The organism is Solibacillus palustris (assembly GCF_022549215.1).
Classification (GTDB): domain Bacteria; phylum Bacillota; class Bacilli; order Bacillales_A; family Planococcaceae; genus Solibacillus; species Solibacillus daqui.
In genome coordinates this window covers 26,015-38,048 of record NZ_JAKZFC010000002.1, presented here as the reverse complement: position 1 = coordinate 38,048, position 12,034 = coordinate 26,015, and the positions used below count along the sequence as shown (strand labels likewise).

The window sequence follows — 12,034 nt, the reverse complement described above, 5'->3', positions numbered from 1 at the left end:
CTTTCTATCTACCTTTTTCCTTCCGATTATTGAATTAACCTGCCCTTAAGTTACGTTAACTGAGAAAGAACAACTGTCTAAAACCATTTTGGTTATTGTAAAGTTATCTTTTATATGTTTGAAGGTGTCTAAGAATTGGAACCAGCTCAAATAATGGTCTAGATATTTAGTCGCTACACCATTAAAACGTCCATCTAGCTCTTTAAACGGCTTTGATAACTATTCACATTCCGGATATGATAAATCTCTTTAAGAGAAAAAACAATAAAAGCACTCCAATGAAGGTACTCATATAAAGTAGCTTTTCATTGTATAGTCAAGTATAATTATATCGACATAATTATACTTATTAGTATTTCAAATGAGTAGAGTTACTTAAAGCAACAAGAGAGAGTCTTAATATACATTTTAAAAGTGGGGAATTTTATTTTGACTGAGAAGTACTTTAAAATAATCGGATTACTTGTTTATGGCTTAATTCTAAGTGGGATAATTGGTTCTATTTCTTCTGTTTTTTTAATTTTAGTTAATGGGTTGACAGATTTTTTATGGACTGACATATCCAATAATTTAAATACACCCTTCATCTATACATTATTTTTATGTATTTTTGGTGGTATTTTAGTAGGTTTTAGCAGGTATAAGTGGGGAAATCTGCCTAAAACAGCTAATGATTCTATTATTGAATTAAAAACAACTCAAAGAATTGACTATTCATATGTATGGCTCAATTTTTTAATTGCTTTTTTTATTTTAATCTTTGGTGCAAGTGTAGGTCCCGCAGCAGCCATATTAAGTTCTGTTATTGCGTTATCGGTATGGCAGGGAGATAAAATGCGTTACTTTTATTTTTCATACAACGAATGGAAAAAGGAATCTTGGTTAATTAGACTGAAAAAATTAGCATTACCTCATAACTACCTCATTTCCTATGATCCTGATCGGGCTCCTAAAGAGAAAAAGCTGCTTTTATTTAAAAAATTTTTATATATGGTATTTATTGTTAACGGTATGGTTGCCTTTATGTTTTTAATAAAAATATCAGACCAACCCCCTTTTGTGACAAAATTAGGGGAAACTAATTGGGGTTTGGATGAATTGGTTCTTTTTATTCCTTTAATATTGTTTGGTATTTTGTTTAGTAAACTATATGAACTAATAGAAAGAACATTGAATAAATTCTTTTCTAAAATCAAAAATAAAATTATTTTATGTGCTTTTATCGGTGGTATTGGTATTGGTTTGATGTCTTTAATTGCTCCTAATCTACTTTTTTCCGGCCAACTTTCTATGCAAGCTTTGCCTAGTTTAGTACCGACACTTTCGATTGCTACATTAATTTTGGCTTCTGTTTTAAAACTGGTTTTAATGGAGTTTTGTTTAAAGTCAGGTTGGGTTGGTGGAAATATTTTACCAGTAATATTCGCTTCCATATTACAAGGCTACGCTATCGCGACGCTGTTTCCACAACTAGATATGCTCTTTATCGTAGCTGTTATAGGTAGTAGTGCTTCGATCTCTATTTTAAAGACACCTTTACTAGTAGGACTGTCTCTAATGCTATTTTTCCCGAAAGAGTTAGCCCCGATTATATTAATCATTGTGATTATATTTATTGGGTTAAGTAAAATGAGTAATAAACTTCCACAAAAAATAACTGCTTCATTTTAGTTAGAGACGCTGGGTAGTTAGATATTTGTGGAATAAAGAGATTTAAAATAATCAATCTTTTTTATAAAAAACAGTTATTAAAAATAAAATAAAGCTGTCATTTTGATTAATCTTTATTCAAAACGACAGCTTTTTTAAGTAAAATTTATGCAAAATAAAAATGTGAAACATTATATATAAGCCATTATTTAATAAGGTTTAAAGTACAATTACTTGTACTTTATCTTACAGAGTACCCCTCATTTCTCAAATATAGCTTTGGTTTTGCTAAACGGGTGGAAGGAACGCCTTTTTCCTACTTATATCTAGACCGTTTTTGAGCCTCGCGAGACCCGCAGGCTTTTTATATTTCGCTAGGAGAACCTAAATTTATTTCTATAGAATAATAAATGCAACAAAAAAGACGACAAAGCATGAGCCACATCGCCTGTCGTTATGTTGTTTGATAAATATTGCTCTAACACAATTCCCCTGGTTTACACATTAAATATCATATACATCACATTTACATATCTCATATTCTGTTAACCTCTACTGCACTTTACAAATTCAGTAATACCAACTCTTTAAGATGCTTTATACTTTTGAGATTTACAAGTTCAAATTGAGTAAATGTTATTCGCGCACTAAAGTGTGAAATCAATGTGAAACGTTTTTCACTTCCTAAAAACAACAAAATAAAAGCACCCTGAAAATTACAAGATGCTTTACACATTAACATATTCACTTATTAATTTTAGGCTGATCCTTGTTACAGAATTGCGCCCGATTGTTGAAGATCACAAAATATAAAAAGTAACGAATGCATACATACTTTGTAATGAAATAAACTAAACTAATAAAGAACAACTGACTTTGTGCTTTGTTAGTTTAGTTTGACTCACTGACTTTTAACAAAAGTGAATAAAACAACTCATAAACAATGTTCATAAGAAAAGCCACGAACGCTGATTTAACAACATTCATGGCATTTAAGTCTGTTTCCTAACTTCGATTTGGGAACATTATTTCTATTGTATATGTATATTTAATCAGTTTTATTTAAGTTCTCCCATTCACTTAAATACATACGGTTTGTGATATTACGGGGATTCGGTAGTTTACAAATCAACTCAATACTGTTGCCATCTGGATCATCAAAATGTATTTTAGCATGAGCATAATCATTACGTGCCATAACGAAGGGTTCTACAGGCTTAAATCCGAATGCTTCTCTTGCATATATATCCTTTTCTTTTAACCATTCAACAACCACTTTCAAATCCTCTAGTTCCACTTGAAAAGCTAAATGTCTAATAGATGGGTGGTATTCGATATTTACTTTATCTGTTTCCCAAAGTCCTATCCAACTTTTGTTTTCCTCAACCCAAAGAAAGGCAATTTTATTATCTACAATATGGTCTAAAATCAAACCTATTTTTTTATAAAAAGCGATAGACTTTTCTAAATTACTTACTGGTAAATGTGCTTCATAAAGTCCCTTAATCATTTCATCAACCCCTTTAAATTAAATATACATTAAATGCAAATAAGAAAACCTCATTCATTTGACTGAAAATTTTTAAGTAAGCATTCCAATAACCTTCCCAAAGCGTCGTTTGGTAAAATTGCATAAAAGACTGTTACTCCACAATATGGCCCGATTATTGAACACAAGTTAAACAACACTATAAAACTAACCTGCCCCTTTAGTTCAATAAGAAAAAAGAGCTGCCTAAGCAATTCAATGATCTTCAAGTAAAGCTCCCGTTAGCTTAATTAGTTAGTATCAAGTAATAGTATTTTGTATCTTGTAATAATCCAATTAAATCAAATGATGATTTGAAGGCAATATATATTGCAATACCTGATAATATAGTTATAACTACACCGCTATCTTTAAGCGTTTTTCTATTTTTCTTATAAAGGAAAAGCGTTGTTATAATAATTATTAATAAGTATGATACCGATGTAATTAGTTTTGCCAATACCAATTTACTATCATTTACAGCATTCATGTAATTTACTAAATCTTCTTGATTGGCAGCACACTCTTCGATAATAGATATATCTCCTTTGTAGCCAATCTCCCAAAAAAATCTATTTTGTTCTTTTGATACTGTGTACTCATAACCCAAAGTTTGTTCATCACCAATAATCCCTGCATATTCCTCTGTGTCTTCCTCAGTTTGGGAACAAGCAGATAAGATTAAGGTGAAGCTAAATAACATTAGCAGAATACATTTTTTCAAATGAATATCTCCCATCTTTCGGTAAATTCATTATTGCCTTCTTCAACTAAACTGCCCCGTTAGTTCAATAAGAAAAAAGAGCTGCATATGCAACTCAATGATTCTCAAGTAAAGCCCCCGTTAGTTAAATTAGATACAGTGTATCGAGACTCATTTTTGAATTTTCACTACCGAAACCCCATCTGTTGTTACATGAAAGGTTATTGTAATAGGACCTTCAGGTGGATTAAAAGGACCTGTATACGTATCATATTTTACTTTCACAGTAAAATCATATTGAGAATACCCGCCAGTTAGTCGCTTTACTTCTAATATTTCTGCATTCCAAAGTGCATAACTACGATTTGGGAATTCCTTATTAATTACTTTTCTTGCTTCAGGGTCTAATAAAACTAATAATACATCATATAAATCAGAGTGTTTTTTTTCAGCACCAACATTCTCAGCTTCAGCTGTATCTTTGTTCGATAACATTACTCCCGTAGCAAATAACGTCAATAACACAACGAATAAAGCCAAAATAAAGATAAACTGTTTGTTTTTCATATTATTAATTACCACCTTATTTAATCACTTAAGGTAGTTTGCCCAGTTTATAAAAGTTATCTATTTGTTTAACTAAACTGCCTCTTTAGTTCAATAAGAAAAAAGAGTTGCCTAAGCAACCCCACGATCTTTACTAAAGCACCGATTACGGAATATTGGTAATTGCAAACAAAGTAACTATTTTAATCCATTTGAAATATGTTCAGTTAATAATTTCGCCCTTGTTTTTGGCTAAATTTTTGCGCCATTCACTTCGCTCCGTAGTTGTCAGTTTCGTCCACTCAGTTTCTTCACCAATAATTCTTAAAGGTTCTTGAGAACGATAAGATCGTGTTAAGTTACCCGGGAACTTTTTGTCAGTAACATTTGGGTCGTTTTCAAATTCACCTGTTGGTTCTATTTTATAAACGCGTTCTCTTCCTTCTCCTTTTGCTAATGCTGCTGCAAGTCCTGCACCATTGGCATTAGCAGTGAAATAAATGTGGTTCATTTTAAGCCCAGGTTTGTAATTTGAATTTCCACCAGCTGTCAGCAAATCACCAACCTGTAAATCTGCCTTTGTCCCATGATAAAATGGTCCTTCATCAGAAGGTGTACCGTTATATGAGTTTGACAATTCATAATTTCTTTTTGCATTATCAGAATCACACAACTCCTCATAGCATTTGGCAATGTTTAAATATAACGTTGAGTATGCACTCTTAACATTATCATCATTTAAATTTAGTGCACACTGTAAAGAGGTTTCCATCCATTTCAATTTGTCTGTAATACTCTTTTGTTTACGAGCCAAATGATAAGCTGCAATAAACCTTTCATAGTCGTCTTTTGCTTCGTGCCATGCTTGATGAAACATCTTGGTTGCACCTTCAACATTTCCGCCATCTTCCATGTTCATCCCACTCATACAGAGTTTAATAACGACGTTGTTTTGGTCAAATTTTATATTCATCTAATCTTACCTCCAAATTAATGAAATCACATTTTTGAACTACATTTCTCCAAAACCCTTTATTTAAACGACCATGCCTTCCCTGTGAAATTAAAAAAATAAATTTCTTTCACTAAATGTCCCGTTTGTTGAACAAAAGTTAAGCAATTCTTTACCTGTATTTTACCATAATTATAGCTTATCCTTCTTGCACTAACCTGCCCCGTTAGTTCAATAAGAAAAAAGAGCTGCATATGCAGCTCAATGTTCTTCAAGTAAAGCCCCCGTTAGTTGAAGAACTAAGCTTATTTGTGTTCCTCAATAGTTTCAATATCACAAAGAAAAATTAAATCATTTCTTTTTATCGTGTATCTTACGAAGTATGTCTTATCTTTCTGAATTAAATTCATTACCATTGGTTCCCTAACAATTACTTTAATCACTTCATGATGTCCCACTGGGGCATTGGGGTTAAATCCCTTTATCCATGCTTCATTGTTATCGTTAGAATACCCTTTTTCAGTGACAGTAAAATCAGTTACAGTTAACAAAGACGAAAAAGAATTATAAATTAAAAAAACAATCAAAAAGGCAACAGAAATTGTTATAGCCGACAATAAAATTCTTTTACTCTTCATAAAATTCCCCTTCCTTCACTATCCTGCCCCTTTAGTTCAATAAGAAAAAATAGCTGCCTAAGCAACTCAATGATCTTCAAGTAAAGCCACCGTTCGTTCAATAAGACATATCCAAACAATCTCCATAAAAAGCCAACTTAATAAAAATCCACCTTAATGCAGGAGTGACTTCATTTTTTATTGTACTAATGGGTACATTTTATCTATGGCTAGTATAATCATAAATGAATCGGTGTACTTTTTTGTTTGTCATTTTTATTTCTCTTCTAATGCTTTTTGAAATATGGAATTTAACTGCTTTACTTCTTCCGAAGATAAATTTCCCCAAAGTTTTTTGATGATGTCTTCCCCCGTCTTATCTATCACATTTAAGAAATGTAGTCCCTTTTGAGTAATTTGTAATAATATGAGGCGTCGGTCTGATTCAGAGTGAATACGCTCTATATAGCCACCGTCCACTAGCTTTTTTGATAAATTTGTAACAGCGGGCAATGTAATTTTAAAGAATTGAGCCAACTCAGTACTACTCTTTTTGCCTTCATTTCTCAGAATCTCTAGAATTAAATATTGGGAATTAGATACCCTAGCTTCTTTGGCTTCCGGTGGTGTAGTATAAGCCATTGTGAATTTTCGCAGCACCAGCAAGGATAATTCCTCAAGTTTTTTAAAATTTAAATCTTCATCATGGTACATTGTTCTTCACTCCTTATAAAAAATCATTAAGAAATTATTGTTAAAAGATATTAATTGTTAAAATCACTTAACTAACATGCAATTGATTTTACAATTATGCAATTAAAATATGAAAAGGTGATATTATGACAAAAAGCTTTAAAGTTGAAATTCCAAGAATCCCATCAGATTTAGAAAAAGCAAATTTTCAAGATATTTATTATGAAGAAGAACCATATTTATCGAACTGTATTATTACTAACGTAATAATTGATAATGAGGAAATTGATAAAGTAGTTCTGTCCAAAGTCATTTTTAAAAATGTTACATTCGTACATGCTCATTTTAAAAGAATTGATATGACAGATATTGTTTTTGAAAACTGTGACCTGTCTAACTCTTGTTTTAACGAAGGTATCATACACAGAGTTACTTTTAAAGGTTGCAAATTAATGGGTGTAGATTTTTCTGAAGCCACTCTTGGTAATGTTTCGTTTGAAAATTGCATGTTAAATTTGAGTGGTTTTGTAGATGCTCGTTTAAAACAGGTGATATTTAATCATTCGTCTTTGCAAGGTGCTAACTATTACGATTGTAAATTTAACAAGGCAAAGTTTGATCAATGTGATATTAACGAAGTTGATTTTTCTGAAACATCCCTTAAAGGAATAGATATTAGTACATGTAAATATGACCGACTCAATGTTGATTTGGAAAGTTTGGACGGTTGTGTAGTTTCTGCTCAACAAGCAATTGGATTTTCAAAGTTAATAGGTTTGGTAGTTAAACAATAAATGTAAATCAAAATAATCTGCTCGAAAATCAGGTATATGAACAAAACTTGTATCGCAATTGTTAAAAGAACTTTCTCACTGTTGGATAAAAATTAAAAAGAATCAGGAGGAGTTTAAGACGAAAAGTGTTAAAAACGTGTAAAAAAACTTTTCGTTTTAAATTTCTTATCCTTAAAACCATTAATTAAGCCTAAAATCACAGTCAAAACAGGTAAATCTGTGATATTCATACGCCTTAACCTTCTTTTTTATTTTCAGCATAAGCGAAAAAAATTTTATTTCATATATATAATATTCTCACCGTATAGAACTAATCTGCTCCGTTAGTACAAGAAGAAAATGGTACCCGGCATAAAAGACAGGTGCCATTTATCGTCAATGCTAGATTGATGTGGACCTAGTTTTTGAATGCTTGAAGGCTAATTTACGTTTCACTCGAATTACTGTCCGAGATAAATGGAAGGTTGAAAACGAAATGAATAATGACCATGAATTTACAAACATTCATGGTCAACAACTAAAAGATATGAAGATGATTATAGAAATATCGCCAAAAGTGAAATGGAGCTCTTTGCGTTAGTTGAAGCAAGTTTTGTCCCAGCCTCAAAATTTAGATTAAAAAGTTTTTTGCGTGTTTGATAAATTTAATACTTCATTTTCTGATACATCTGATTCTACGTTATATTTTGGTTTAAATTTAATAGCAATGAAGAATAAGGTAAATTCTATAACAGCGAACACAATTAACATCTTAATTAATAGCTCATATGAGTGATTAATATTATAAATCAATCCCGCCACTATTGGGGCCAAAGCTGCACCTAGAGAAATAAATAAAGATATTGTTCCATATTTTGAACTGTAGTCTTTTTCGCCAAAAAGCACTCCTGTAAGATAAGCTGGTGTTACTGTAACAGCTGTAGAACCTAAGGCTGAAAATACCGCAAACAGTATTCCAGGAATTAATAAGTTCCCTTTCATTAAAAATAAGAAACAGATTATATCGGATGCAACAATAATAGCTAAAGTTTGGATTAATCCTAACTTATCATATAGTCTTCCCACTAATAGTTTCGCAACAATTATCATCATAGCGGCCAATGATAATAGCATTGCTGCTCGCTGGGCTGTCGAACCTATATCTGTTAAATAAGGGACCAAATTAAGCATCATACTATTAACTACAATCCCACCTACAACGATCGCTAAGCAAAGGCTCCAAAACGATACCGACCTAAATGCTTCCTTTTGAGTTACTCCTTGTAACCCTTTCATTGCTATACTTTTTGAAATATTTCCTTCACCTAATGGTAATAGGCCTTTGTCAGCTGGGGTTAATTTTATAACAAATAAAACCAACGGAAGAATTATGACAAATATTAAAATTGCAATAAATAGATAAGCAGTTCTCCACCCGTATGCTGTTATGATCCAAGTAACTAAAGGATTTAGAATCATACTCCCAAAACCAGTTCCGGATAAAGCAATCCCTAAGCTTAATCCACGTTTTACATTAAACCAGTTTGTTATTAGAACGGAAACAGGAATTAATCCAGCCCCTACAAGAGCCATCCCCATTGGTACTGCAAATATAAAGAAATGAGATAGCTTTGTTGCAAATGAAAACCCAATATATGCCCCTGCACCTAGGAGAGTGAATAAAGTCATATATATCTTTATATTCATTTTTTTCATTAATACTCCAGCGATTGGAGCTATAATCATTCCTGAAATCGCACAAACCGTGAAATACATAGTAAACTCAGCTCTGCCAATTCCAAGGTCCTCTGTAACAGGTTTAATAAAAATTGAGACTAGGTTTGCAATTGGAGCGTACAAAAAAGTCATAATCAAAAATCCCGATACCAATATCCACCATCCATAAAATATATTCCGGCCTTTTTCCATAAACAACACCCTTTTCTATTATATTTTTAACTGAAAACAATACAAAGACAGTCATTTTCGCAGTAATTACAACTAGGAATTTTGAAATTGTAAGCTTAGAATGGTACACATTACAAAATCGCTTTTCAGCAAGGTAGAACTTAATAAATGTACTGTTCTCCATCCAACCGTTCTTTCCATTCAGCTTTTGCCTTCTCTATTATTTCTGGGTTCTCCATTATTTGAATGGCTGTAGATGCAATAATTTTTCCCGCATGAAGCATACCTTTATGAGCAATAGGCATTCCACCTTGTGATACTACTTGCCAAGTGTGTAGTGGTGTTCCAAGTGCCCAACACGCTGTGACACATTGCATTGTCGGAACGAACCAACTAACGTCCCCGACATCAGTGGACCCTGACAAAGTAATTTCTGGACCAAGAAGTGGAATTTCATCTGCAATGTCTTTATCTATTAATTTCTTTGCTGTCTCTTTATCTACATCTACTAAAGCAGCCTTAAGCTCCTCTGGGGTAAGGGTAGCACGAATTTCTTTTGCAAATTGATAGTCAAATTCATCATAGGTTGGAACTTCTAGAGCAGTTAAATTCTCGTACATCACATTCGCTAATGTATCATTTGAAACTAAGTTTGAAACTGAGCCCTCAATTGTATATTCCATTGTAGTGCCAGTCATTAAGGCTGCACCTTTAGCAATATCATTTACACGTTCTACTATTTCCTTTGCTTGACTCTTTTTGGGAGCACGGATAAAATAAACAACTTCTGCATACGGTTGAACAACATTTGGTGAAGTACCGCCTGTGTTCGTTACAGCATAATGAACTCTTGCCTCAGGAATAATATGCTCTCTTAAATAATTGACACCTACGTTCATAAGTTCTACAGCATCTAAAGCACTTCGACCTAAATGAGGAGCAGCTGCTGCATGTGCACTAATTCCTTTATACCGATAAGTAACACAATAGTTTGCAAGTGAACTAATATTCCAAATTCCAGGAGTTGTTGAAGGATGCCAAGAAAGTGCTATATCTGCATCTTCAAATAATCCAGCACGAGCCATAATTACTTTTCCTCCACCACTTTCTTCAGCAGGGCAACCATAGTAACGAACCGTACCTTGCAAGCCCTTCTGTTGAATATAGTCTTTGACAGCAACCGCTGCTGCAAAAGAACCTGCTCCAAGAAGATTGTGTCCACACCCATGTCCATGACCACCCTCAACTATTGGGTCATGCTTAACAACCCCTTTTTTTTGACTTAAACCCGTTAAGGCATCAAACTCACCTAAAATGGCTATTACTGGCTTACCGTTTCCGAAACTTCCGATAAAACCTGTTTTTAATCCCGCTACGTCTCTCTCAACCTGGAATCCCTCCTCCTCTAAAGAAGTACATAAATATTCCGAGGATTTGAATTCTTGAAAGTGAATTTCTGGAGACTCCCAAATTTTATCGCTTAGTTCAATAATTTTATCCCTTTTTTGTTCGATTAATTTAGAAATGAACGCTTGTAATTCCATTAATAGATCTCTCCTTTTCTCTAGGTGCAGTAGAGTTCGAGTACAAACTAAACAAAAATCATCTCGTTTTATCATGCCTTTAAGAACTTATTAATAATGTAACCGCTTTAAAAAATCTCCAAAAAAGTTATAACTGACGGAATAGTCCAACTTTTAAAGGTATAAATGGAGTAAACCTTGCAAGTTATTACCATTATGTTTCAAAAAACATTATTAATTCCGGATGTATCTTAGTTAAATAACCTCTATTTTATTTCGATAGATTCACATATATTATCCAATAAATTAAAGAGAATCGAATGTGCACCTTTATGCAGATCCAGTCTGTTTAAAAATTCCTCGGGCTTCTGGATAAATGCTCCACCCGTTAATTCATGACCTATTTTTTCTACGACATTATTGAGCGTATTTTCTGTGAATTCAGGATGAAATTGTAACCCTATCACATAATTCTCAAACATGAATGCTTGGTTCAAACACGCCTTGCTTTCCGCTATGCGAACAGCTCCCTCTGGTAAATCAAAAGTATCACCATGAAGCTCAAAGACTGTAAACTTTTCTGGTAGACCGTTAAAAAGCTGCAAAGATTCTCGTTCTTTTGTGCGTTCTAACTGCCACCATCCTATTTCCTGCAAAGTATGAGGGTAAACAGGACTTCCTAAAGCGCTAGCAATTAACTGTGCCCCTAAACAAATCCCGAAAACAAATTTCTCCTTACGAATTGCTTCAGAAATATATTCTTTTTCCAATTGTAACCACGGATATTGTTCTTCCTCATAAGCGCCCATTGGACCACCTAGAATAATGAGCAAATCATATTCATCTGTAGAAAGAAAATTGCTATCGTTATACACATGTGTTGTCGTAACAGAATAAGCATTTTTACTAATCCAGGTTTCAATCGCTCCAAGCCCTGCTAAAGGGTCATTTTGCAAACAATAAATTCTCATATATATAGCCTCACTTATTCATTATTATTTTAGGTTGATTTATGGCTATAACCTAAATTGATTTTATTTTAATATTTTTGGTACGTCAAGATATATTTTCAGAAGATTATCAATACTGAATTTATGGTTTTCTGACAAGATGAACTATAACTCTGATATGAGGATTGCCA

The 12,034-nt window shown here is 33.0% G+C and carries 12 protein-coding genes and 2 pseudogenes; 3 read left to right on the top strand and 11 right to left on the bottom strand.

Features of this window, described 5'->3' with window-relative positions; genetic code table 11:
* Nucleotides 1-45 precede the first annotated feature (45 nt).
* Nucleotides 46-254 (bottom strand): annotated as a pseudogene (locus tag LZ480_RS07065) (IS1595 family transposase); the annotation flags it as partial.
* 175 nt (nt 255-429) lie between these two features.
* Here LZ480_RS07065 and LZ480_RS07060 point away from each other — a divergent pair.
* On the top strand, nt 430-1,671 hold the full coding sequence (locus LZ480_RS07060; RefSeq protein WP_241368712.1) for a chloride channel protein: 1,242 nt from the start codon (nt 430-432) through the stop codon (nt 1,669-1,671).
* 1,027 nt (nt 1,672-2,698) lie between these two features.
* Here the strand turns inward: LZ480_RS07060 and LZ480_RS07055 are convergent.
* The 7 genes from LZ480_RS07055 to LZ480_RS07025 form a co-directional block, all read right to left on the bottom strand.
* Nucleotides 2,699-3,160: a VOC family protein gene (locus tag LZ480_RS07055; RefSeq protein WP_241368711.1), complete on the bottom strand. Its 462-nt coding sequence runs from the start codon at nt 3,158-3,160 to the stop codon at nt 2,699-2,701.
* A 265-nt stretch (nt 3,161-3,425) separates the two neighbouring features.
* A complete protein-coding gene (locus LZ480_RS07050; protein ID WP_241368710.1) occupies nt 3,426-3,902 on the bottom strand; it encodes a hypothetical protein in 477 nt (158 codons plus the stop codon).
* Between the two features lie 150 nt (nt 3,903-4,052).
* The gene (locus LZ480_RS07045; RefSeq protein ID WP_241368709.1) at nt 4,053-4,448 is read right to left on the bottom strand and encodes a DUF3888 domain-containing protein; all 396 of its coding nucleotides are present in this window, start codon (nt 4,446-4,448) and stop codon (nt 4,053-4,055) included.
* 202 nt (nt 4,449-4,650) lie between these two features.
* Nucleotides 4,651-5,400, bottom strand: a complete 750-nt coding sequence (gene arr, locus LZ480_RS07040; RefSeq protein WP_241368708.1) for an NAD(+)--rifampin ADP-ribosyltransferase — start codon at nt 5,398-5,400, stop codon at nt 4,651-4,653.
* A gap of 59 nt (nt 5,401-5,459) precedes the next feature.
* Nucleotides 5,460-5,654 (bottom strand): hypothetical protein, encoded by a 195-nt coding sequence (locus tag LZ480_RS07035; RefSeq protein WP_241368707.1) that lies wholly within the window; start codon nt 5,652-5,654, stop codon nt 5,460-5,462.
* Between the two features lie 30 nt (nt 5,655-5,684).
* Nucleotides 5,685-6,017: a hypothetical protein gene (locus LZ480_RS07030; protein WP_241368706.1), complete on the bottom strand. Its 333-nt coding sequence runs from the start codon at nt 6,015-6,017 to the stop codon at nt 5,685-5,687.
* A gap of 255 nt (nt 6,018-6,272) precedes the next feature.
* Entirely contained in the window at nt 6,273-6,710 is a 438-nt protein-coding gene (locus LZ480_RS07025) for a MarR family winged helix-turn-helix transcriptional regulator (protein ID WP_241368705.1), read from the bottom strand.
* 125 nt (nt 6,711-6,835) lie between these two features.
* Here LZ480_RS07025 and LZ480_RS07020 point away from each other — a divergent pair, with 125 nt between their 5' ends.
* Nucleotides 6,836-7,483 carry a pentapeptide repeat-containing protein gene (locus tag LZ480_RS07020; protein WP_241368704.1) on the top strand — a complete coding sequence of 216 codons (648 nt, stop codon included), beginning with the start codon at nt 6,836-6,838 and terminating at the stop codon, nt 7,481-7,483.
* Nucleotides 7,484-7,838: 355 nt separating this feature from the next.
* A pseudogene (locus tag LZ480_RS20145) lies at nt 7,839-8,063 on the top strand (hypothetical protein); the annotation flags it as partial.
* A gap of 35 nt (nt 8,064-8,098) precedes the next feature.
* Here LZ480_RS20145 and LZ480_RS07010 read toward each other — a convergent pair.
* The 3 genes from LZ480_RS07010 to LZ480_RS07000 all read right to left on the bottom strand — a co-directional run bounded on the left by LZ480_RS07010 (nt 8,099) and on the right by LZ480_RS07000 (nt 11,864).
* A complete protein-coding gene (locus LZ480_RS07010; protein ID WP_241368703.1) occupies nt 8,099-9,391 on the bottom strand; it encodes an MFS transporter in 1,293 nt (430 codons plus the stop codon).
* A gap of 140 nt (nt 9,392-9,531) precedes the next feature.
* Nucleotides 9,532-10,914: a M20 family metallopeptidase gene (locus LZ480_RS07005; RefSeq protein ID WP_241368702.1), complete on the bottom strand. Its 1,383-nt coding sequence runs from the start codon at nt 10,912-10,914 to the stop codon at nt 9,532-9,534.
* Between the two features lie 245 nt (nt 10,915-11,159).
* Nucleotides 11,160-11,864 (bottom strand): type 1 glutamine amidotransferase, encoded by a 705-nt coding sequence (locus LZ480_RS07000; protein ID WP_241368701.1) that lies wholly within the window; start codon nt 11,862-11,864, stop codon nt 11,160-11,162.
* Between the last annotated feature and the right edge of the window lie 170 nt (nt 11,865-12,034).

Coding starts and splice junctions, on each gene's coding strand:
- LZ480_RS07055 (WP_241368711.1), bottom strand. CDS start 3,160: ATGATTAAGGGACTTTATGAAGCACATTTACCAGTAAGTAATTTAGAA.
- LZ480_RS07045 (WP_241368709.1), bottom strand. CDS start 4,448: ATGAAAAACAAACAGTTTATCTTTATTTTGGCTTTATTCGTTGTGTTA.
- arr (WP_241368708.1), bottom strand. CDS start 5,400: ATGAATATAAAATTTGACCAAAACAACGTCGTTATTAAACTCTGTATG.
- LZ480_RS07030 (WP_241368706.1), bottom strand. CDS start 6,017: ATGAAGAGTAAAAGAATTTTATTGTCGGCTATAACAATTTCTGTTGCC.
- LZ480_RS07025 (WP_241368705.1), bottom strand. CDS start 6,710: ATGTACCATGATGAAGATTTAAATTTTAAAAAACTTGAGGAATTATCC.
- LZ480_RS07020 (WP_241368704.1), top strand. CDS start 6,836: ATGACAAAAAGCTTTAAAGTTGAAATTCCAAGAATCCCATCAGATTTA.
- LZ480_RS07010 (WP_241368703.1), bottom strand. CDS start 9,391: ATGGAAAAAGGCCGGAATATATTTTATGGATGGTGGATATTGGTATCG.
- LZ480_RS07005 (WP_241368702.1), bottom strand. CDS start 10,914: ATGGAATTACAAGCGTTCATTTCTAAATTAATCGAACAAAAAAGGGAT.
- LZ480_RS07000 (WP_241368701.1), bottom strand. CDS start 11,864: ATGAGAATTTATTGTTTGCAAAATGACCCTTTAGCAGGGCTTGGAGCG.